Origin of the sequence: Roseovarius confluentis, from assembly GCF_002917925.1 — a bacterium.
Taxonomy (GTDB): domain Bacteria; phylum Pseudomonadota; class Alphaproteobacteria; order Rhodobacterales; family Rhodobacteraceae; genus Roseovarius; species Roseovarius confluentis.
Genome location: NZ_PPFE01000003.1, coordinates 52,047 through 73,139, shown reverse-complemented (window position 1 = coordinate 73,139; position 21,093 = coordinate 52,047). Strand labels below are relative to the sequence as shown.

Below are 21,093 nucleotides of genomic sequence, written 5' to 3'. Positions count from 1 at the left end.
CGGACGGGCGACAGCGGCTTTATTCCTTATGCTGATGGCCACAATCGCCGTCAGAGCAGAGGAAGTGACGCATACTGTTCTCGACTTCGACGACCTGAAGGGTTGGGAGGCCGATGATCACGAGAAGGCGCTCGAAGCCTTTCTTCTGACCTGTCCCGACCTCAATGATCCCGATTGGCGCGCCCTGTGTGCACTCGCACAGCAAAAGCCCAACGCCAAGGATTTCTTTCAGCTCTTCTTCCGCCCTGTTCTCATCGAGGACGGTAAAAAAGCGCTCTTTACCGGCTATTTCGAGCCGGAACTCAGCGGGTCTTTGTCACCGGGGAGCCGATTTCGCTACCCGCTCTACCGCAAACCACCCGAGGTTCAGGGTGCCGTACCTTGGTTGTCTCGTCGAGAAATCGAAGCAGGCGTTGCCATGCAGGGCCGCGGGCTCGAGATTGTCTGGGTCGATGATCCGGTCGAGAAGTTCTTTTTGCAGATCCAGGGGTCTGGTCGTGTGACCCTTCCCGATGGCCGAAAGATCCGCGTGGGCTATGGTGGGGCGAATGGCCACGAATATCGCTCCATCGGGGCCGAGCTTGTTCGCCGCGGTATCTACCAGGCCCACCAGGTTTCGGCTCAGGTCATCAAGAACTGGGTCCGCCGCAATCCTGTCGCCGGTCAGGAACTTCTATGGCACAACCCTTCCTACGTGTTCTTCCGGCGGATCGATTCCGTGCCCGCCCACATGGGCCCGCTCGGTGCGATGAACCGGTCCGTCACCGCGGGCCGCACCGTCGCTGTGGACCCGGCCTATGTCCCGCTCGGCGCTCCGGTCTGGATCGAGAAAGAGGGGGCCGGCCCGATCCGCAGGCTTATGATTGCGCAGGACACTGGCTCTGCCATCAAGGGGGCGCAGCGCGCGGATATCTTCATCGGCACCGGCGATGATGCTGGTCGCAAAGCCGGGCGCCTGCGTGATCCCGGTCGCATGGTCGTCCTTCTGCCGATCCAGCGCGCCTATGCCACTGCGACGGAGCCGAACCTTTGAGCCGTCGGCGCATCACGCCGGAGGAACTGAAACTTTGGCAACAGGTGGCGCGGACCGCGGACAGGCTCGACCCCGAGAAAAGCCGCGACAGACCTCGCTCGCTGCAGCCATCCACCCGAAAATCGCCCGAGCGAACCAAGCCCGAGTTGCCGCAATTCGAAATCGGCCAAAAGGCCGGTACACCGTCCAATCGCCACGATACCTTGCCTGGCCTGCCCGAACGCCTTGCCCGGCAACCGCTGCAGATGGACAAGCGCACCAACACGCGTCTGAAACGCGGCAAGGTCGAGCCGGAAGCCCGGATCGACCTGCACGGTATGACCCTCGCCCAGGCGCAGCCTGCCCTGACCGGCTTTATCTTGCGGGCGCAGGCTCAGGGCAAAAGGCTGGTTTTGGTGATCACCGGCAAGGGCAGGAACAACGATACCGGTGGCCCGATACCTACCAGGCATGGTGTATTGCGCCATGCGGTACCGCAATGGCTGGGCGCGGCACCGTTGTCGGGGTTGGTTTTGCAGATCACCCAGGCGCATGTGCGGCATGGGGGTGGCGGGGCGTATTACGTGTATCTACGCCGCAACCGGTAGCAGGGGTTTGGCCCGTGTGATGCCGATGGTCATCATCAGGGTGGTGAAGACGAAATAGCCTGCGACAATGAGGTACTGGCTCTCCAATCCCAGCCCCAAATCGATGCCCATGCCGGTCAGGCCGGGGCCGATGGCGGAGCCGAAGACCATGACAGCGGCGGCCATGGCCTTGATCGAACCAAGGCGGGCGGTGCCGTAGAATTCGGCCCAGAAGGCGTTGGGGAGTGTGGTGTTGGCACCCGTGGTGAGGCCGAGGAAAAACAGGCCTGCGAGCAGGGTCAAGGTATTGTCGGATATGGCAAAAATCGCGAAGGCGGCGACCATGGGAAGCTGGAAGAACGGGATCAACCTGGCGGTTCCCCAGCGGTCCAGGGCCCAGCCGGACAGGACCATCGCGACGATGCCGACGGCGGTGTAGAACGGGTAGAGGGCGACCAGCTGGACGTGGGGGATGCCCTTCAAATCGGCGAAGTGGACCTGGTGGAAAAAGAAGGCCGTGTTGAAGGCTGCGGGGCCTAAAAGTGCAGGGACCATGAACCAGAAAAGCCAATGAAATAAGGCCTGATTGCGGGTCCAGTGGCGGGATTCCATGCCGACGGATTGGTCGGTTTGGGCGAGCATCTGGGGGGTGCGTTCGAGGCGGAGGAGGCGGTGGATGACGGGGACGCCGCAGAGGGCGATGAGGGCGGCGGCGACCCACAGCATGTGCCAGTCGTAGACCGCCAGAAGTGCAACGAAAACAATGGGTAACAGGGCCTCGCCCAGGGCGAAGCCGAGGGTGGCGATGGACAGGGCCTTGCCCCTTGTGGCGATGAACCAGCGGGACATGGCGACGACGGCGAGGTGGCTGGTCATGCCCTGGCCGGTGAAACGCAGGGCAAAAATAACCGCGATCAACCCCCACCAGACCGGGTTGAAGGCCATGGAGAGGCAGGCAAAAGCAAGTAATATCAGTATGATAGGGGCGAGGGTGCGGACGCGAAAAAAATCCGTGAGGCCGCCGGCCCAGACCATGACCAAGGCGGAGGCGGTGGTGCCGATCGTGTAGATGCCACCCCATTGCCCGTGGCTGAGATCGAACGCGGCCCGAATCTCGCCGGCGAAGAGCGAGATAAAAAACGTTTGTCCAAAAGAACTTAGGAAGGTCAGCAGCATACCCGCCGACAGGAAGGGGAGGTTGTCACGGAGAAAATCGAGGAGCCGCATGGCCCCCTTCGTGGCCCGAAACCGGGGGGAAGAAAAGCGGATTCAGAGGGTGCGATCTGATTCGTTAACGCCCCCCGGACAGGCCAAAACGGAACGTCGGTATCACGTCGGTATCCGGGTGGTATGCCGACGGTGCGATTTTTGGGGTTTTTGGGGTTAAGAGGGAGGGCGGTGGCATAAGGTGATGTTTACGGAGTTGGTCAACCTGTTTCGCAGTCGACAGTAATGGTTTTCATCTTGTTGCTGGAAAGGTTTGACCGCAACAACCTCGGATTGTAGCACTCGAAACGAACTTTATAGGTTTGAGGAAAATATGGAGAAAGAGCTAGATCGGTTCGTCGAAGTAAAACTCGACAACTTTAAGGCCTTTTCGAAATTTTCCATTCGTTTTGAGCAGTTCAATATTATCGTCGGACCAAATAATGCTGGGAAATCCACAATTCTAGCAGCATTCCGAATTCTTGCTGCGGCACTTAGACGGGCCAGTTTCCGCAAGGCCGAAATAGTTACGGGGCCGATAGGGCAAGTGTACGGTCACAAGGTAGACCTAAGAGGACTGTCGGTTGCGGACGAAAACATCTTTCATAATTACGATGATCAAACTGCCGCGAGCATCGAGTTCAAGCTTTCTAACAAGAATCGGCTAAAACTGTATTTCGCAGAGGTAGGTTCGTGCGTACTGATACCTGAATTAGATAATGGCCGAATATGCTCAACACCCAGTATGTTCCGAGCCCAGTACAATTGCCGTATTGGGTTTGTTCCAATTCTTGGCCCGGTAGATCACCACGAACAACTTTATGAAAAAGAAGCAGCTAGACTTGCTCTCTTCAATTACGGCGCTGCACGGAACTTTCGAAATATATGGCATCACTTTCCAGATAAATTCGAAGAATTCAGACGAGCAGTACAAGCCACTTGGCCGGGCATGGATATTGAGCCGCCTGAAACCGAAATGGTCGACGGTAAGGCACGATTGTTCATGTATTGCCCGGAAGACAGGCGCGCCCGAGAAATTTGTTGGGCGGGATTTGGTTTTCAGGTTTGGTGTCAGATGCTGACACACATCATTCAATCAGAAGATGTTTCGATTTTCCTAATTGATGAGCCCGATATCTATCTTCATTCAGATCTGCAAAGGCAGTTGATCTCGCTACTCAGACAGTTGGATGCAGATATTCTCATAGCTACACATTCCACGGAAATCCTATCCGAAGCGGAGTTTCGAGAAATTGTAATTGTGAACAAAAGCCGAAATTCGGCTTCCCGAGTCAAGAACGCTGATCAGCTCTCTGGAGTATTTCAGACCCTAGGCTCTAATTTGAACCCTGTGCTGACGCAAATTGCGAAAACCAAGAAAGTGGTCTTTGTAGAAGGTCACGATTTTCAAATACTCGGGAAGTTTGCCGAAAAGTGTGGTTTCGCAAGCTTGGCTGCGCGCCGAGATTTTGCTGTGGTACAAACGAAAGGTTTTAACCCACAGAAAGTCAAAAACCTCGTGGAGGGCATCTCAACAGCACTAGGATTTACGCCGAAGTCCGCTTGTATTTTTGACAGAGATTTCAGGACTCAAAAAGAGTGTGACCATGTTGCAACGGAACTAAAGGACACCTGCGATCTTTTTCATGTTCTCGAAAGAAAGGAAATCGAGAACTACCTTCTTGTACCCTCTGCGATTGAGAAAGCCGCTCGCAAACGCATAGAAGACAAAATCCGCAGGGGAGCGAAAAAAGCGTCGTTCACATGCGACATCGAGGCGACACTTGATCAATACTCGAAGGACACAAAGAGCTACGTCGCTGGACAGTATGCAGCTGTGAGAGAACAGTTTGAACGAGATGTGAGAAGCGGAATTCATAAAGCAACAATAAGTCAGGAAGTATTTCAGTACATTGAAGAGGAATGGAACGAAAGGTACTTGGAGCTTGTTCCTGGCAAAGGTGCACTATCCCACTTGAATGAAACACTCCGAGAAATTGATGGTATTAGCATCACGCCATTTGGCATTATTCAGAGCATAAGTGGCAATGAAGTCCCGGCGGATCTCAAGCTTCTATTCCAAGAACTAGATGATTTCGCTTCTAGCTCATGATCACAAGCAATGCCTTCTGCGGCTTTCTTTAATCCCTCACAAAACATACCTGCTCAAATCCGTCGACTTCATCAGCTGGCCCAGGTTGGCGTCCACGAAGGCTTCGTCCACGACGACCTTCTCGCCAGCGCGGTCGGGGGCGGTGAAGCTGAGTTCCTCGAACACGCGTTCCATCACGGTATAGAGCCTGCGCGCGCCGATATTCTCGATGGTCTGGTTGACCTCCGCCGCGATGCGGGCGAGGGCCTTGATGCCGTCCTCGGTGAATTCGACGTTGACCTCCTCGGTCCCCATGAGGGCGGAGTACTGGCGGGTCAGGGCGTTGTCCGTCTCGGTCAGGATGCGCACGAAATCTTCCTCGGTCAGGGCGCGCAGTTCGACCCGGATGGGCAGGCGGCCCTGAAGTTCGGGCAAGAGGTCGGACGGCTTGGCGATGTGGAAGGCGCCGCTTGCGATGAAGAGGATGTGGTCGGTCTTGACCGGGCCATGCTTGGTGGAGACGGTCGTGCCCTCGATCAGGGGCAGCAGGTCGCGCTGCACCCCCTCGCGCGAGACGTCGCCGCCGCGGGCCTCTTGCCGGGCGCAGACCTTGTCGATCTCGTCGAGGAAGACGATGCCGTTCTGCTCGACCGCTTCAAGGGCGGTGCGGTTGACGGTTTCGTCGTCCAGCAGTTTGTCGGCCTCTTCGGAAATCAGGATGTCGTAGCTTTCGCGGACGGTCATCTTCTTGCGGGTGGTGCGGCCGCCGAAAGCCTTGCCGAAGATGTCGCCCAGGTTCATCATGCCCATCTGGCCGCCGCCGGGCTGGCCGGGGATGTCCATCATGCCGAGGGGATTGGAGGTGTCGGCGACGTCGAGTTCGATCTCGGTGTCGTCGAGCAGGCCATCCTTGAGCTTCTTGCGGAACATTTCGCGGGTGGATTCGCGGGCATCCTCGCCGGCGATGGCGGCGATGACGCGGTCCTCGGCCTGTTGGTGGGCGCGGGATTTGACGTCTTCACGCATGAAGTCGCGGGTCTGGGCGATGGAGCTGTCGACGAGGTCGCGGATGATCTGTTCGACATCGCGGCCGACATAGCCGACCTCGGTGAACTTGGTCGCCTCGACCTTGATGAAGGGGGCGCGGGCGAGTTTCGCCAGGCGGCGGGAGATTTCGGTTTTGCCGACGCCGGTGGGGCCGATCATCAGGATGTTCTTGGGGTAGACCTCCTCGCGCAGGTCGTCGGAGAGCTGCTTGCGGCGCCAGCGGTTGCGCAGGGCGACGGCGGTGGCGCGCTTGGCGTCCTTCTGGCCGATGATGTAGCGGTCGAGTTCCGAGACGATTTCGCGCGGGGTGAGGTCGGTCATGGGGCGTCCTGTGATTGCGTTACCGGGGAACGTAAGCATGGGGGGCCGAAACGCAAGGTGCGGTTATTCGGAGGTTGCGGTGACGTCGTCCCAGGGCGGCAGGCGGGACTTGCCGGGGAAGTTGGGCAGGGCGCGCATGAGGGCGACGCGCAGGTGGGTCCAGAAGGTGCCGAGGCCGGTGATGAAGGCGCCGATGACCAGCATCAGGAGCGGAAGCTGCGTGCCGCCGCCGTCCATGCTGAAGAGCCAGTAGATCACGGCGGCGAGATAGCCCATGCCGGCGGTCAGGAACGAGCGGCGGTCGATCACGAGGGCAAGGCAGGTGACCAGCAGGAAGCCGACGATGGTGAGGATCGTGCCGAGGGCGCCGTCGAGGTTGTAGACGGTCATCATCACGGTGTTCACCAGCGCGGGCGCGGCCAGCAGGTGCAGCCAGAAGGCCGAGCGGGCGCGGCGGCCGATGCGGTGCGGGTCCTGCATGTCGAACCAGATGCCGGAGATGAAGGCGAGGATGCCGAAGATCAGCGTGCCGAGGGCCAGTGAGCCACCTTGGCGCAGGTCGAAGAGGCTCCAGAAACTGCCGGACATCAATGTGTTGACAGGGCTGGTTTCGGTGGTGATCGCGTAGATCGTCATGAAGCCGTAAAGGCCGACGAGAAGCATCGAGAACGGCACGCGGAAGCGCCGGTAATGCAACAGGATCGACGCCATGCCACCGAGGCCCAGCAGGATGGCGGCCAACGCGCCGGAGGTGAGGCCGATCATGTCGAGGACATAGCCGATCAGCCCGCCCGCGCCGGTGGCATAGGTGCAGACCAGCACGATCGACGGCAGGCTCATCCGGCGTTTGAGCGTGAAGTAATGCGCGGCGAACCAGCCGACGGCGATGAGCGCCGCCATGACAAAGAGAATACCGCCCGCGGCGGCTGCGAAAGCTACGGCACCCGAGGTCAGCAGGATCAGCCCCAGCGAGATGAAGATCTCGGCAAAGCCGGAAAACAGCTCAAACGGTTCATCCTCGTTCGCGCGCCGTGCGATACGGCCGGCGCGTTCGTGCGACAGGGCGCTGAGGCGCGCGGCCTGTGCCTCGTCGATGATGCCGGCGGCAGTGGCCGCGCGCAGGTCGTCCTGGGTCAGGGTCATGGGCGGTCCTCGGGTCGTCTTCGCGCCAGCCCTAAAGGACCTGTTGGCCGAAAGAAAGGCAGCATTCTGACGTGGAAAGGCTCTGCTCGGCAGGTCAGTGCTTGCCGAGGAAATCCAGAAGCCCGGCGTTGAAGTCCTGCACGTGGCTCGTGTTGCAGCCATGCGGCGCGCCCTCGATCTCGCACAGGCTGCTGTGGGCAACCATCTTGTGGGTGCGGTGGCCGGAGCCTTCGATCGGCACGATGCCGTCGGCGGTGCCGTGCAGGACCAGCGTGGGCACGGTGATCTTCTCCAGATCATCGCGAAAATCGGTCGTGGCCCAAGCCTTCATGCAGCCAAGCGCGGCCTCCGGCGTGGACTGCTTGCACAGGTCAAGTGCCTGTTGCCGCTGTTCCTCCGTCACCTTCAGGTCGCCATCAGCCGAAAAGAAATCCTTGGTGAATCCCTCAAAGAACGCGTCGCGATCTGCCTTCAGGTTGTCCTCGAACTCCTGCGCGGCGTCCTTGGTCAGTGGGCCGTCGGGGTTATCGTCCGATTGCATCAGACAGGGCGGAACGGCAGCGGCGAAGACCACCCTTTTGAGCCGTGCCTCGCCGTGATTGCCGATGAAGCGGGCCACCTCGCCGCCGCCCATGGAAAAGCCGACGAGTGTGACGTCGTTCAGGTTCTTTTCCTTTATGATCTCTTCGAGATCGGCGGCGAGCGTGTCGTAATCGTACTTGTCGTCGGGCGCGGTCGAGCGGCCAAAGCCGCGACGGTCATAGGCAATGACACGGTGGCCGGCCTGGTTGAGCGCCGGAACCTGGTATTCCCATGCCTCTGCCGACAGGGGCCAGCCGTGGATCAGGATGACCGGCTGGCCGTTGCCGCCGGTGTCTTCGATATGCAAGCTCATGGAGTCCTCCTCGTGCGATGCACTTCAGTCAGGAGAACGAGGTGGGCGGCAGTGATGTTCCGCCTTGTCCTCAGGCGCTGATGGATTCCACGGTCAGGTTGCCGTTGGTGTAGACGCAGATGTCCGACGCGATGGCCATGGCATCCCGCGCAATCTGTTCGGCGGACCTGTCGCTGTCGATCATGCCGCGCGCGGCGGCCAGCGCGTAGTTCCCGCCCGAGCCGATGGCGGCCACGTCATGTTCGGGTTCCAGCACGTCGCCCGCGCCGGTGATCACGTAAAGCTGTGAGCCGTCGGTGACGATCAGCATCGCCTCGAGCTTTTGCAGGTACTTGTCGGTGCGCCAGTCCTTGGCCAGTTCGACGGAGGCACGTTGCAGTTGGCCGGGGGTCGCTTCGAGTTTTGATTCCAGCCGTTCCAGCAGGGTGAAGGCGTCGGCGGTGGAGCCGGCGAAACCGGCGACCACGTCATAGCCACCAGGGCTGATGCGGCGGACCTTGCGGGCGGTGCCCTTGATGACGGTATCGCCAAGGCTGACCTGCCCGTCGCCCGCGACGACGACCTGCCCGCCCTTGCGGACGCCGATGATGGTTGTGCCGTGCCAGCCGGGGAAATCGCTCATGGTCGGGGCTCCTTTGATCTTTGGACCTATATGGAAGGCGCGGGGCGGAGTGGCAACCCGGGTGGGCAAATGGAGCCGCGCATTGGCGGGCCGCGGTGCGGCGATCTACCGTTGTTCCTGGGTGTTTTATTTCAGCCAAGTCCGTGAAAGTTTAGGTCGGAGCGCCATGCCCAGCCCAATCGCCGTGCCGTGGGGGCGGCGTCATGCCGAAGGCATGCTACTCGCATGACGATACGCGGCGGCGCGGCAGGGCCGCGCCTTGGTTCCGCGCATGGTGCTTAAACGAAAAAAGGCCGCCCAGTGGGCGACCCTTTGACTGTTTTATCCGATTAGCTTCAGATCGACTCTTCGATCCAGCCTTGCAGCGCGGCCTTGGGCGCGGCGCCGGTCTTGGTCGACACCACTTCGCCGTTCTTGAAGATGAACAGCGCCGGAATGCCGCGCACGCCCAGCTGCGAGGGCGAGTTGGGGTTTTCGTCCACGTTCACCTTGGCGATCTTGACCTTGCCGTCCATCTCGGAGGACAGCTCTTCCAGCGCCGGGCCGATCTGTTTGCAGGGGCCGCACCATTCGGCCCAGAAATCCACCACGACGGGAATGTCGGAGTTCTTCACTTCGCTATCGAACGTGTCGTCGGTTACGGCAACGGTGGCCATCTCGGTTTCTCCTTGAGCTCAGGTTCGACAGCGAACCTATGTAGAGCGATAGGGAGCGTCAAGCTATATGGGTGTCGGCCAAGGCCTGCGTCACAAGATCGTGTGGCAGCGGCATGAGGGTCGCCGTGCGGGTCCAGAGCAGCGCGGTCTCGATGGTGCGGCCGGGATAAATTTCTTGCAGGGCATGGGCATAGGCGCCCATCTGCCGCAGAAGTCCCGAGGGCACGTCGGCGGGCGCGTTGGGGACCACGGCGTTGGTCTTGAAATCCACGGCAAGGATTTTTTCCGGGGTAACGACCAGGCGGTCGATCGCGCCGTGAATCCGGCGGCCACCCAGCGCATCGAGATTGGCGGAAATTGCCACCTCTGCCAGCGCCTGCGGTGAAAACAGGGAGCGCAGGGGCTCTTGCGCAAGGACGTGTTCGGCCTCGGCAAGGAGCAGGGCAAGCTCCTGCCCCGTTGCGGCGTCCGGTCCGTGGGCGAGCAGAGACTCGGCGGTTCCGGCCCAGTCGGCCTGGTCGCGCTGTGGCAGCATTTCCAAAAGGCGGTGCACTTGCCGGCCGCGGCGCTTGGCGGCGTCCTCGTCCAGCCCTGCCTCGCCCGGCAAGGCCTTGTCGCCGCCAAGATCAGACGGCGCAAGCGTCTCAGTAGCGCGCATCGCGGGCTTGGCGTGATCCTGAAAGAACGCGGGAAGGGACGGCGTGATCGTGGGATCGACCGGGGCCGATACAAGCTCTGTTCCGGCCCAATTCCCGGATTCCAGCCGCAAGCCCTGCCCGCCGTCGAACACGTGCTCGACGGCGTCGGATCGCAGCATTCCGCCCCGCACCTTGCTGTACCAGTCGCGCCCTTCCTTATCGAGATCACCCGCCGCGGCGACGATCAGCCATTGCTCGGCCCGGGTCATGGCGACATAAAGCAGGCGGTCGCGCTCGGCCCATTGGGCATCGCGCTCGGCGGTGTCGATGGCCTGAAGGGCCGTGGGCAGATCATCCTTGCGCGGCCGCCACAGTGCGGTGTCCCCTGCCCCGATCAGCTTGGCGTCGACCCGTAGATCGCGCTTGGCACTGTCTGGCAGGATCACGATGGCCGATTCCAGCCCCTTGGCCGCGTGCGCGGTCATGACGCGAATGCGGTTGCCGGCATTGTCCAGTTGGCGCTTGATTTCCAGGTCGTCGGTTTCCATCCAGACCAGGAAACCCGTCAGGCTGTCGATCGCATTGCGTTCATAGGCCATCGCCTGCGACAGAAGCGCGTCGATGCCGTCCTCGGCCTCGGGCCCCAACCGTGACAAAAGGCGGGCGCGCCCCTGGTGCCGCGTCAGGATTCGCTCTATCATGTCATAGGGGCGCAGGTAATCGGCGGCGCGGCGCAAGTCGTTCACCACGGCAAGCGTTTCGGGATACTCCGCCGCGCGCTCGCGCAGGGTTTGCCAGAGATATCGGTGCGGGCGGTCATGGGCGAGGTCGAAAAGCTGTGCCTCGCTCCACCCGAATAGCGGCGAGCGCAGGGCAGTGGCGAGCGACAGGCTGTCCTCGGGCGTCGCAAGAAACGACAAGAGCGCCGCGACATCGCGCACCGCCAGTTCCGCGCCGACGCGCAGGCGGTCGGCCCCGGCGACGTTCAGCCCCTCGGATTTGCAGGCGCGGATGATCTCGTGAAAGAGGCCGGAGCGGCGCTGTACGAGGATCAGGATATCGCCCTCCGTGATGGCCCGCGCGGCGTTTCCTTCCTTTGATGGCAAGGGCGTGCCCAGCATCTCCTTGATATTGCGTGCGATCTGCGCGGCAAGCCGGGTAGCCGGGTCGCCCGGGGCCTTGATATCGACGGGGTCGTACCACTCCGGCGGCTCTTCGGCGTCTTCCTTCTCGATCGGCGGCCAGAGGTCGACACGACCCGGCATCGCATCATGGAACGCCTTGTGCTTTTCGCGCTGGGTAAAGCCGCTGGAATCGAGCCCGCGGAAGGTTTCGTCGACCAGTGACAGGATGGTCTGCGCGGAACGGAAGGAAAACTCCATCTCCATGTCCTGCAGCGGCGCGTCAGTCACCTCCAGCTTGGTGCGGAAATCCTCCTTCATGCGGTCGAACCCTTCGGGATCGGCGCCCTGGAACGAATAGATCGACTGTTTCTTGTCGCCCACGACAAAGATCGTCCGCTGCCGGTCGGCGCGGGCGCCGGTGCCGCTGGTGAATTCCTGCGACAGGCGTTCGATCAGGGTCCATTGCACCGGGCTGGTATCCTGCGCCTCGTCGACCAGGATATGGTCAATGCCACCGTCCAGCTTGAACAGGACCCAGTCGGCGACCTTGGGATCGTCCAGAAGGTCACGGCTGCGCAGGATCAGGTCGTCGAAATCCAGCATGCCGCGGGCCTCCTTGGCGGCGGCATAGGCGGGCAGGAAAATGCCCGTGAAACGGTGCAGAATCCGCGCTGTCTCCCGCGCCTGAAGGGCAAGGCGCGTGTCGCGGGCTTCTTCGACCCGGACCATCAGGGCATTCAGTGCATCGGTCAGGCCTGGGTTTGCCTCGCGCAGGGCCTTGGTTGGAAAAGACCCTATCTTGGCCGAGAATGGCGATTTTGCACTACTGCCGGTCAGAAAGACATCCTCGAGGATCGGCAGCGCCTGAAGCGAGGGAATGTCGGCCATCGTCAGCTTGACCGCCGCCTTCGCATCATTGGTGCTGCCTGCGGTCAGGATCGGCAGGAGGTCGGCCATCAACTGGGCTTCGCCCCCGAGGAAGACAGAGGTAACGAGCGACTGCGCAGACTCCTCCGGCCTCAGCCCGAAGAGCGCCGAGAGATCGGCCTCACTGACCGGGTTGGACAGACGATCCCGCTTGCCGACGATCTCCTGCGTCAGGCTTTCGAGGTCCTCGCCGGTGTAGTGCTCGGCAAGGTCATAAAGCGCCTGCGCATCAGGGCCGTTGGCGATTTTCTCGACCACTTCGGCGCGCAGGAGGGCGGCGGCGCGGTCTTCCATCTCGGTGAATTGCGGGCTGACCCCGGCCTCGAGCGGGAAACGCCGCAGGAGAGCGGAGCAGAACGAGTGGATCGTCTGGATCTTCAGCCCGCCGGGCGTTTCGATCGCCACCGCGAACAGGCGGCGCGCCTCGCGCAGGCGCTCGGGAGTGATCGGGCCGTCGATGCCCAGGTCGGTCAGGCGTGTTTCCAGAATGTCATCGGGTAGCATCGCCCATTCGCCCAAACGGTCGAACAAGCGGTTCTGCATCTCTGACGCCGCGGCCTTGGTGTAGGTCAGGCAAAGGATATTCTGCGGGTCTGTTCCAGCCAAAAGAAGCCGTGCAACCCGATCCGTCAGGACCTTGGTCTTGCCCGATCCGGCATTGGCTGACAGCCATGTCGAGCGGTCGGGGCGGGCGGCGTCGATCTGGCGCTGGGTGGCGTCGTCTACCATTTGCCCACCTTTTCCGGATCGGCCTCGTCGGTGATGTCCCATTCGCCGAAGCGGGCCAGCTGATCGTAGTCACCCGGCATGTCCTTGGTCTTCATCGCGCGGCGTGACAGGTATCCCTGGCCAGGGTCCATGTAGCGGGTGATCAGGTCCTTGAGTTCCGCCCATGTCCGGCCGGTCGGGGCCTCTTCCAGTGGGGCGGGCACCTGTTTGGGCTCGCCCGTCAGGCCGATGAAAACCGCCCTTTCGACAGGGCTGGGCGACAGCTCCCCGAACCCGGCGCGTTCGGCCAGCGCGGCCTCGAGCAAAAGCTGCTTTTCGAACGCCTTCTGCGACTTTGGCGAGGGGGGCGCGCCGGTCTTGTAATCGTAGATGTGCAGACGCCCGCCCGTGTCGATGTCGATCCGGTCTGCCTTGGCCGTCAGGGTGAAATCGAGCGGCTCGACCTGCGCGCGCGCCATCTGTTCGAACGCGGTGGGCCGGGCCAGCGCGCGGCGGCCCGCCTCGGTCTCGATGAACCAGTCGGCGATACGCGCGATCCGGGCAAGCCAAAGTGCCCGCGCCTCGCCCCAAGGCACGCTTTTGGCGAGAACAGAGACGGTCTCCTGTGTCAGGTAGGCAGGTGTCAGGCTGTCGGGATCGTCCAGCGTGGCCTTGATGACATGCTCCAGCACATCGTGCAGCACCTCGCCGCGCAAGCGGGCATCGGGCAGTTTCATCAGCGGATCGAGCGGGCGCAGGCGCAGGATCTTGTCGGCATAGATCGCGTAGGGATCACGGATCAACTTTTCGATCCGTGTCACCGAAAGCTCTTTGGGCCGCGTGTGGACCGGCGGAATCGGCGCAGGGCGACGGGCCGAGGGGGTGGGCGTCACGGCCTCGAGCGCTTCGGCGCGGGCCAGCGCGTCGTTGCCCCGCGAGGTCATGGCCGCCAATGCGTCGGTTCCGCCCTCTTCCGGCAATCCTTTCAGCAGGTTGGTCAGACGGTTCAGCCAGCGCGACGGCACGGTCTGGGCGTCGTCCGACCGGACCGAGCGCGTGATCCAGACCTCGGGCGTGGCGGTCGCGGCCTGCTGGAAATCATGGGCCGACAGGCCGATATTCCGCTCGGGCAGCAACAGGCCGGCCTGGCACCGCATGTCGCGGTTCAGCCACGGGTCGCGCGGCGGGATCTCGGGCCATGTTCCCTCGTTCAGCCCGGCAAGGATCATCAGGTCGGCACCCTGCACCCGCGCTTCCAGCGTACCCCAGATCAGGACGCGCGGGTCGGTGCCGGTCTGGTTGCGGACCACCTCTCGCGAGAGGACGGCGTGAAACAGGTTGATATAGTCGATCGCCTGCATCGCCTGTGCATACTGCGCGTTTTCGGCAATGTTAGAGACGCATTTCTCGGCCTCGATGCCGGCGTCCTCGTCCCACAGATGCAACGGCGCGTTCGCATCGGGCCCGCGAGAAATCGCCTCGGCCAGGGTGATATGACTGTCCACGATGGCGGTCAGCGGTCGCGCCTCTGGCGCGGCGTTGCCGAAAAAGCAGGCGCGCAGCCAGGCAAGCCAGGTGTCAAGATAGGGATCGTCGGACCCGGCTGCAAAGGCGTCGAGCGTTTCCAGATCCGGCTCTGGCGGTCCATCGCGGCGCAGGTACAGTTCCAGCTCTCGCGTCAGCCGCAGGTGCATGCCGCGCGCGTCGCCCGCGTTGGTCAGCGGGTGTTTCAACAGCGTCAGCAGTTGCGCGGCATCCAGCGGCGCGTTTAGCATCTCGGCCACGTGGCGCAGGAACCGGCCCGGCGCGGAATGGTGCAGCGGCACGCCCGCGCTGTCATCGGGCCGTATGCCCCAACGGTCCAGCGCCGACGCGACACGGCGCGTCAGGGTCCGGTCGGGGGTGATCAGCGCCGCGGTCTGTCCGTGTTCGACCGCTTCGCGCAGGCGCATGGCGATGCAGAGCGCCTCCATCCGGGCCGAGGGGGCCGACAGCAGGGTGATCCCTTCGGTGGCGGGACCGATATCGCCTGCAAGCGAGGGCCCGTGCGACAGCCATTCGTCGGTCACCGGCGCGGGCCGCAAGGCAAGAGACATCAGGCGGTTGCGCTCGGGTGAAACAGGCGCTGTTCCGGGCCAGGGACGGATAATAGACGGCGTGGTGTCCAGATCGGACAGAAGCTGTGCGAACCGGAACTGCGGGTGATCCTCGCTGTTGCGGGGATCGTCCAGTCGTGCCCAGACATGATCGGGCTGGTCGACATCGAACCCCGGCAGCACGACGGCACCTTGGGGCAGTTGCGCGACCGTCTTCATCAACAGCCGGGTCGCGCCGCGGGACCCGGTGGAGCCCGCCAGGATGATCGGGTGATCGGGCGGTTGGTCCTGCCAGAGCCGCGCATAGGTCTCGATGACGAGGCGCTGGCGCGTTTCGACATCGGGCGCGTCGCCGCTGGCCTCGAAATAGGGACTGAGTATGCCCAGAAACGTCTTGATCCGCGCCCAGTGACCGGATTGATCGCCGGTATCTATGGCGGTGATGTCCTCCGGCACGACGCCTTCGCCATGCATTTCGTCCATCAGCCGGGCCAGGCTGTCCGATAGATCGTACAGCGCGGCGCGTGGCGCAAGATCGGGCTCCTGTTCCAGCAGGGCGGACACCACGGTGATCAGTTCCAGCCGCCGACGCAGGGGCGGCATCGGCTCGGGGATATGGGCAAGTCCCAGGGTTTCGCCGAAATCGGTGACAAGGCTGATCCGCGGTAGAAGCAGCGCCGGACCCTGATCGAACAGCGCCCGGATGCGCCGGGCCATGCGGCGGGTGTTGACGATCAGATGCACCCGCGCCAGCGCCTCGGGCGGCTGGCCGTCATACGCGGCCAGAAGGCCGCGCACCAGCTCCCGGGGAAAGTCCGCGCCAAGCGGCATGCCGAAGACGCGCGGGGTGTCGAGCGGCTCAAACATGGGCATTGTGCAGCATGGCCTCGGCCAGCGTGATACCTTCGGGCGTACCGACGTCGCACCATTTGCCGGGATAGGTCACGGCATGAAGGCGGCCCTCCCGCAGCATCCGGTTCCAGAAAATATTGAGGGAAAAGGAAGGCTCGGGAATCTCGGTGAGGCCGTCGGTCTTGAGGATCTGCAGGCCAGTGTAGACGACGCCCGGGCCACGGCTGGCGCGGCCATCGGTTTCGATCACGAAGTCGCCCGGGCCTGCATGGCCAATGGCGTCTTCGCGCGGAATGCAGAGCAAAAGCGCGTCCATCTGTGTCGGGTTCCACGCGGCGGCAAGCTGCGCCAGCGGGTTGGGGCCGGACCAGACGGAATCGGTGTTCATGGTAAAGACCGGGGTGTCACCAAGCAGCGGCAGCGCCTTTCGCAGTCCGCCGCCGGTTTCAAGGATATCGGGCTGTTCGTCCGAGATCTGGATATTCCGCCCGGCAAGGTGGGCCGCGATCTGGTTCGGCAGGTAGTGCGTGTTCACCACGGTGCGCGCCGGCCCGAAGGCACCGACAAGATCGAGCGCGTGGTCGATGAGCGGCTTGCCCGCCACCTCGACAAGCGGCTTGGGCCGGGACGCGGTCAGCGTACCCATCCGCGTGCCGAATCCGGCGGCAAAAAGCATCACTGCGTCAGGGGCGTCGCGCATTTTGATTTCAGCTTTTCAAGGAGAGAAGGATCGGGCGCGGGCAGTCGGTCGGCCAGCATGGCCTGCAGCGGGGCAAGGGCCGGATGCGCAAGGTCACGCTGCAAAAGGCCCCAGACCCGGGGGATCAGGTCGACGTAATGCGCCTTGCCGTCGCGGATGCAAAGCCGGGCAAAGACGCCGAGGATGCGCAGGTTGCGCTGGGCGCCAAGCACGGCATAGGCGGTCGCGAACGCGTCCGGGTTCTGGCCGGTCTGCAGCGCGTAGCGGTCGCGCATCCGCTGCTCCAATTCGGGCGGAACGTCGCGGCGGGCATCCTGCAACAGCGAGACGAGGTCATAGGCGCGGTGGCCCAGCATCGCATCCTGAAAGTCGAGCAGCCCGACGCGGGCGATGCTTTTGCGGTCGGGCAGCCACAGCAGGTTTTGGGCGTGGTAGTCGCGTTGAATCAGGACGTCGCAAGTGCCGGCATGTTCGGCCAGCAGGTCGTGCAGGCAACGCTCGACGTCGGATCGCGCGGAGGTGTCGGCATCGTCCGTTGCGCCGGGGATGTACCAGTCGAAGATAAGGGACGATAGGGCGCTGGCGGTCGGCGCGTCATAGGTGGCGAGACCGGCGGGTGGGGTCTGGGCGTGCAGATGCACAAGCACGTCCGTCGCGGTGGAATAGAGACTGTTTTCAAGGTCCGGATTCCGCGGGATGATGCTGGCAAACAGCGCATCGCCAAGGTCCTCGAGCAAAAGGAACCCGGCGTCTTCGTCGCGGTCGAGAATGCGCGGTGCGCTCAGGCTGATGCTTGCCAGGTAGTCAGCGATGCGGACAAAGGGGCGCACATCCTCGCCCTTTTCCGGGGGGGCATCCATCAGCACGGCACGTTCCGCGTTCGACGGGCGGATCAGGCGCAGGTAGCGCCGGTTCGAGGCGTCGCCCGCGAGAAACGAGACCACCGCATCGCCCCAGCCTGCCCGCTCGATGAAGGCGCCGATCTGTGTGTCGCGGTCGCTCATGTGGAAAACTCCCCTGCCCGGTCATCCCATCGCGGATCGCGCCAGGTGATGTCAAGAACCCGCTGATCGGGGTCGTCATGCGGCGCGAAATCGAGCGAGAGCGCGTGGTCCGGTGCAAGATCGCCAAGCCGGTCGGGCCACTCGATCAGCGTGACGCTGTCCTCGAAGGCCTCCAGCAGTCCAAGCTCGATCACTTCGCCGGGTGAGGACAGACGGTAAAGATCGGTATGCCAGATTTCGAACACGCCCCCGTCATAAGTCTGCACGAGGGTGAAGGTGGGCGATGGCACATCCTCGGGTTCGGGCAGAAGAGACTGGATCAGGCTGCGCGCGAAATGCGTCTTTCCGGCGCCGACCGGACCGTCGAGCAACAGCACGTCGCCGGGCCGAAGGACGGCCCCGATGCGCCGGGCCAGAGTGGAGGTGGCGTCGGGGCCGCGAAGGGTGAGGTGCAGGCTGCGGGCGGGCATGGCACGACACTACACCGCCGGGTCTGACCTGCAATACAAAGCGCGCGTCAACGTCCAGCTTTTGCCACCGGGCCGGGCACATTGCCCTTGGCCATCAGGGTGATGATCGATGAATTCCCCGGCAGGTGCCCGACCTGACAGGACACAGGCGTTCCATCCGGCGCGGTGACGGAGTCCGAGAGCGTGGCGCGATCCAGCACCGCCTGTTCGACCCGTTCCCAGAACGCGCCCGGCAGGGCCTGTCGGCTGACCGACAGGAAATCCTGCAATGTCATGTCCGCGAAGGACGCGTCGGGATCGACCCCGAGCATTTTCCGGCAGGCCAGGTTGCACAGGGTCACGATATTGTCCGGGCCAAAGACCACCTTGGCCTGATCGCTGGCGTCCAGCACGGCCTCTCGCAGGGCGATCTGGCTGTGAAAGTGCCGCGCCAACGACACGTTGTCGGTGATATCCTCGAACAGGAACGCGATGGCGCCGTCCGGGTGCGGCCGCCCGGTGACGCGGTACGTCACGCTGTTGGGCAGGTGCCAGTCCTCGAGGTAGAGGCCCCCGGCGGCGGTGCTGCTCATATCCTCGATCTGTTTTCGCCACGTGTCATAGTTTTTGGGTTCCGGAAGCACGCGGTTGTCGCGCAGGCTGTCGAAGAATTGCATCAGCGGGGGCTGCGACGACAGGAAAGGGGCTGGCAGCCCGGTCAGGTCCAGCAGCGCGGGGTTGAAAAGCGCCAGCTGGCGGTTGCGGTCAAAGACGGCAAGGCCGGTTGTCAGGTTCGCGAAGATCTTGGTCAGGGTCTGGATAAACTCGCGGCGCACGGTTTCGGCATTGGTGACCCGGGTGATGTCGGTGGCGAACACGGCGCGGATATCGCCCGCCGTCACATGCTCGACCTCAAAGACACGGTCCTGCGCGTCAAGGTGGACCCGCGTCGGGCCACTTGCCCCGGTGGCAGCCGCGACGAGCTGCTCTGCCGCCGCGTCGGGATAATCGGCGAAAGCGGCATTCTGCCAGATCGTTTTGCCGTCGCCGCCCAGCATGCGCGCGGCACAGGGGGCATGATCGAACACCGTCTGCACCTTGTCGAAGGCGGCGCCCGGTGGCGGGAGCGTGGCGGGCTCGTTTACCTCGACCCGCTCGGCACCGTCATGCCGCGAGAGGGTCAATGACGCATGATCGCCGCGCATCGTCGCTTGCAGGTCGCGGATTTCGCCGTTTTCCAGCTCGCTCAGGGAGCCGGGAAGCGGGCCAAAGCGGTTGCCCAGCCAATGCCGCAGGTCCGACCAGCGATCAATCTCGCCCCAGCCAGGGCCCGGCAGCGTAGCGGGTCCGGTATCCTGAGATGTCAGGGTGTCGTCGTGAAAGAGAAAACTGGAGGACCGCATGCCGTTGTCGGCATCACGGGACGTGGCCGGCTGCCACGACCGGCCCAGCACCCACAAGACCAGCAGCGAGACCACCGCGGACACTGCGAGTGCCAGTGCAAGCGAGAAAGGCGAGAGGCCGGCCATGCAACGTATCCTGATCCAGTTAGCGCCAGCATGAGCCCCCAAGGTTAATGTGTCGTTAACGAAGCCGCGCGTCAGGTCTCGATCAGCTGGTTGTCACCCAATGATTGCCGTCCCTGCCGGGTGTCTTCCTCCAGCCTTGCGCGCGGCCAGGACACCTCGACAAAGGCGCCGGTGCGGTCGGAAAAGCCTTCGCGCTTGCGGAACGAGTCGCTGCCATTGGCAAAGACCAGATCGGCGCCGGAGCGCTCCAGCAGCGTCTTGGCGATAAACAGCCCCAGCCCCATCCCCTCGTATCCCGGGCGCAGTGGATCGGGGCGCGTGAAACGGCGACGCATGAATGGCTCCCCGATGCGGCCAAGGAATTGCTGCGGATAGCCGCGGCCGTCATCCATGATCCGCACGGTGATGGCTGAATCGTTCCACTCACTGTCGATCCAGACACTGTTCCTGCTAAAATCGACCGCATTCTGGATGAGATTGCGCAAGCCGTGGATGATTTCGGGCCGGCGCAGGATGGTGGGCTGCGGCCCGGCATGGGCGATGTCGGCGACGATCTCGAAGCGGATGTCCTTGCCCCGGTCGAGATGCGGCTCGGCGGCCTCTTCCAGCACGGCCGAAAGCGGCGCGCGGCGCAGGTGCAGGTCGTCCTTGCCCGCGCGCCCCATGGACCGCAGGATGTCGCGGCAGCGGTCGGCCTGTTCACGGATCAGGAGCGCGTCGTCGCGCAGGTCGGGATGGTCGTCCAGTTCCTCGGCCAGTTCCGCGCTGGTCAGCTTGATCGTCGCCAGCGGCGTGCCCAACTCATGCGCCGCCGCAGCCACCACGCCGCCCAAATCTGTCAGCTTCTGTTCGCGGGCCAGCGCCATTTGTGTCGCCTGCAACGCCTCGGACATCGCGTACATTTCCGAGACGATCCGGCGGGAATAGACACCCAGGAACACCACCGCGATCAGGATCGCGATCCAGTTCCCGAAAAGGAACAGGTCGGGAATGAACAGCCGTTCGCCCGTTTGCGTGGTCAAGGGCATGTAGAACCGCGTCAGCAGCGACGTGATCAGGATCGCCGCGCCGCCGAGGAAGATCGTCGACCCGGCCGTCAGCGCCGAGGCCGACACGGTCACCGGCCCCACGATCAGGATAGAGAACGGATTGTGCAGCCCGCCCGTCAGGTAGAGCAGCGCGCTGAGTTGCAGCATGTCGAACAGGACCACCAGCAGCGTCTCGCGCTGGCTGAGGCGCTTGTTTTCGGGAAAGATGAAATAGGCCGTGACGTTGGAGATGATGGACAGACCGACGACGAAATAACACAGGCCGAAGGCGAGGCTGAGTCCCAGCACGTATTGCGCCACCAGGAGCGCGGCCAATTGCCCGGTCACCGCCCACCAGCGCAGCATCACCAATGTGCGCAGCGGAACCGATTGCCGGCCCGAGCTGAACTCCTGCGGGGTCACGTGGGTGTTTGCCATGCGTGATCTTGTCTCTCTT

Annotated in this window: 16 protein-coding genes; 3 read left to right on the top strand and 13 right to left on the bottom strand. The window is 62.9% G+C overall.

Annotated elements, in window-relative coordinates:
- Positions 1-28 precede the first annotated feature (28 nt).
- Together mltA and C2I35_RS08345 are read left to right on the top strand one after the other, a co-directional pair.
- Entirely contained in the window at positions 29-1,033 is a 1,005-nt protein-coding gene (gene mltA, locus C2I35_RS08350) for a murein transglycosylase A (protein WP_245890453.1), read from the top strand.
- Positions 1,030-1,620 carry a Smr/MutS family protein gene (locus C2I35_RS08345; RefSeq protein WP_103762591.1) on the top strand — a complete coding sequence of 197 codons (591 nt, stop codon included), beginning with the start codon at positions 1,030-1,032 and terminating at the stop codon, positions 1,618-1,620. The genes mltA and C2I35_RS08345 overlap by 4 nt, the downstream gene beginning before the upstream one ends.
- On the opposite strand, the gene C2I35_RS08340 is transcribed toward C2I35_RS08345, so the two are convergent.
- Positions 1,603-2,826 carry an MFS transporter gene (locus C2I35_RS08340; RefSeq protein ID WP_103762590.1) on the bottom strand — a complete coding sequence of 408 codons (1,224 nt, stop codon included), beginning with the start codon at positions 2,824-2,826 and terminating at the stop codon, positions 1,603-1,605. The genes C2I35_RS08345 and C2I35_RS08340 overlap by 18 nt on opposite strands.
- Before the next feature lie 313 nt (positions 2,827-3,139).
- On the opposite strand from C2I35_RS08340, the gene C2I35_RS08335 reads away from it, so the two are divergent.
- Positions 3,140-4,918 carry an ATP-dependent nuclease gene (locus C2I35_RS08335; protein WP_103762589.1) on the top strand — a complete coding sequence of 593 codons (1,779 nt, stop codon included), beginning with the start codon at positions 3,140-3,142 and terminating at the stop codon, positions 4,916-4,918.
- A gap of 36 nt (positions 4,919-4,954) precedes the next feature.
- Here the strand turns inward: C2I35_RS08335 and hslU are convergent, their stop codons facing one another.
- The 12 genes from hslU to regB all read right to left on the bottom strand — a co-directional run bounded on the left by hslU (position 4,955) and on the right by regB (position 21,074).
- Positions 4,955-6,265 carry an ATP-dependent protease ATPase subunit HslU gene (gene hslU, locus C2I35_RS08330; RefSeq protein WP_103762588.1) on the bottom strand — a complete coding sequence of 437 codons (1,311 nt, stop codon included), beginning with the start codon at positions 6,263-6,265 and terminating at the stop codon, positions 4,955-4,957.
- A 63-nt stretch (positions 6,266-6,328) separates the two neighbouring features.
- Entirely contained in the window at positions 6,329-7,408 is a 1,080-nt protein-coding gene (locus C2I35_RS08325; protein ID WP_103762587.1) for a hypothetical protein, read from the bottom strand.
- 94 nt (positions 7,409-7,502) lie between these two features.
- The gene (locus C2I35_RS08320) at positions 7,503-8,303 is read right to left on the bottom strand and encodes an alpha/beta fold hydrolase (protein WP_103762586.1); all 801 of its coding nucleotides are present in this window, start codon (positions 8,301-8,303) and stop codon (positions 7,503-7,505) included.
- Positions 8,304-8,373: 70 nt separating this feature from the next.
- Positions 8,374-8,925 carry an ATP-dependent protease subunit HslV gene (gene hslV / locus C2I35_RS08315; protein ID WP_057795335.1) on the bottom strand — a complete coding sequence of 184 codons (552 nt, stop codon included), beginning with the start codon at positions 8,923-8,925 and terminating at the stop codon, positions 8,374-8,376.
- Positions 8,926-9,260: 335 nt separating this feature from the next.
- Positions 9,261-9,581, bottom strand: coding sequence for a thioredoxin (gene trxA / locus C2I35_RS08310; protein WP_057795333.1), 321 nt, complete (start codon positions 9,579-9,581; stop codon positions 9,261-9,263).
- A 58-nt stretch (positions 9,582-9,639) separates the two neighbouring features.
- Positions 9,640-12,999, bottom strand: a complete 3,360-nt coding sequence (addA, locus tag C2I35_RS08305) for a double-strand break repair helicase AddA (RefSeq protein WP_103762585.1) — start codon at positions 12,997-12,999, stop codon at positions 9,640-9,642.
- On the bottom strand, positions 12,993-15,941 hold the full coding sequence (gene addB, locus C2I35_RS08300) for a double-strand break repair protein AddB (protein WP_103762584.1): 2,949 nt from the start codon (positions 15,939-15,941) through the stop codon (positions 12,993-12,995). Before addB ends, addA begins: the two co-directional genes overlap by 7 nt.
- On the bottom strand, positions 15,934-16,626 hold the full coding sequence (locus C2I35_RS08295) for a nucleotidyltransferase family protein (RefSeq protein WP_103762583.1): 693 nt from the start codon (positions 16,624-16,626) through the stop codon (positions 15,934-15,936). Before C2I35_RS08295 ends, addB begins: the two co-directional genes overlap by 8 nt.
- Entirely contained in the window at positions 16,602-17,630 is a 1,029-nt protein-coding gene (locus C2I35_RS08290) for an aminoglycoside phosphotransferase family protein (RefSeq protein ID WP_103762582.1), read from the bottom strand. Before C2I35_RS08290 ends, C2I35_RS08295 begins: the two co-directional genes overlap by 25 nt.
- Positions 17,627-18,100 (bottom strand): tRNA (adenosine(37)-N6)-threonylcarbamoyltransferase complex ATPase subunit type 1 TsaE, encoded by a 474-nt coding sequence (gene tsaE, locus C2I35_RS08285; protein WP_103762581.1) that lies wholly within the window; start codon positions 18,098-18,100, stop codon positions 17,627-17,629. Before tsaE ends, C2I35_RS08290 begins: the two co-directional genes overlap by 4 nt.
- 47 nt (positions 18,101-18,147) lie before the next feature.
- Complete coding sequence (locus C2I35_RS08280; RefSeq protein WP_103762580.1) at positions 18,148-19,608, bottom strand: PAS-domain containing protein; 1,461 nt, start codon at positions 19,606-19,608, stop codon at positions 18,148-18,150.
- Positions 19,609-19,679: 71 nt separating this feature from the next.
- Positions 19,680-21,074, bottom strand: coding sequence for a sensor histidine kinase RegB (gene regB, locus C2I35_RS08275; protein WP_103762579.1), 1,395 nt, complete (start codon positions 21,072-21,074; stop codon positions 19,680-19,682).
- Positions 21,075-21,093 lie beyond the last annotated feature (19 nt).

What these genes read in the sequence shown, in the direction of transcription:
- C2I35_RS08290 (WP_103762582.1), bottom strand. Translation starts at nt 17,630, where the DNA reads ATGAGCGACCGCGACACACAGATCGGCGCCTTCATCGAGCGGGCAGGC.
- mltA (WP_245890453.1), top strand. Translation starts at nt 29, where the DNA reads ATGCTGATGGCCACAATCGCCGTCAGAGCAGAGGAAGTGACGCATACT.
- hslV (WP_057795335.1), bottom strand. Translation starts at nt 8,925, where the DNA reads ATGAGCGATTTCCCCGGCTGGCACGGCACAACCATCATCGGCGTCCGC.
- C2I35_RS08335 (WP_103762589.1), top strand. Translation starts at nt 3,140, where the DNA reads ATGGAGAAAGAGCTAGATCGGTTCGTCGAAGTAAAACTCGACAACTTT.
- C2I35_RS08320 (WP_103762586.1), bottom strand. Translation starts at nt 8,303, where the DNA reads ATGAGCTTGCATATCGAAGACACCGGCGGCAACGGCCAGCCGGTCATC.
- C2I35_RS08340 (WP_103762590.1), bottom strand. Translation starts at nt 2,826, where the DNA reads ATGCGGCTCCTCGATTTTCTCCGTGACAACCTCCCCTTCCTGTCGGCG.
- tsaE (WP_103762581.1), bottom strand. Translation starts at nt 18,100, where the DNA reads ATGCCCGCCCGCAGCCTGCACCTCACCCTTCGCGGCCCCGACGCCACC.
- C2I35_RS08325 (WP_103762587.1), bottom strand. Translation starts at nt 7,408, where the DNA reads ATGACCCTGACCCAGGACGACCTGCGCGCGGCCACTGCCGCCGGCATC.
- trxA (WP_057795333.1), bottom strand. Translation starts at nt 9,581, where the DNA reads ATGGCCACCGTTGCCGTAACCGACGACACGTTCGATAGCGAAGTGAAG.
- addB (WP_103762584.1), bottom strand. Translation starts at nt 15,941, where the DNA reads ATGTTTGAGCCGCTCGACACCCCGCGCGTCTTCGGCATGCCGCTTGGC.
- addA (WP_103762585.1), bottom strand. Translation starts at nt 12,999, where the DNA reads ATGGTAGACGACGCCACCCAGCGCCAGATCGACGCCGCCCGCCCCGAC.
- C2I35_RS08295 (WP_103762583.1), bottom strand. Translation starts at nt 16,626, where the DNA reads ATGCGCGACGCCCCTGACGCAGTGATGCTTTTTGCCGCCGGATTCGGC.
- C2I35_RS08280 (WP_103762580.1), bottom strand. Translation starts at nt 19,608, where the DNA reads ATGGCCGGCCTCTCGCCTTTCTCGCTTGCACTGGCACTCGCAGTGTCC.
- regB (WP_103762579.1), bottom strand. Translation starts at nt 21,074, where the DNA reads ATGGCAAACACCCACGTGACCCCGCAGGAGTTCAGCTCGGGCCGGCAA.
- hslU (WP_103762588.1), bottom strand. Translation starts at nt 6,265, where the DNA reads ATGACCGACCTCACCCCGCGCGAAATCGTCTCGGAACTCGACCGCTAC.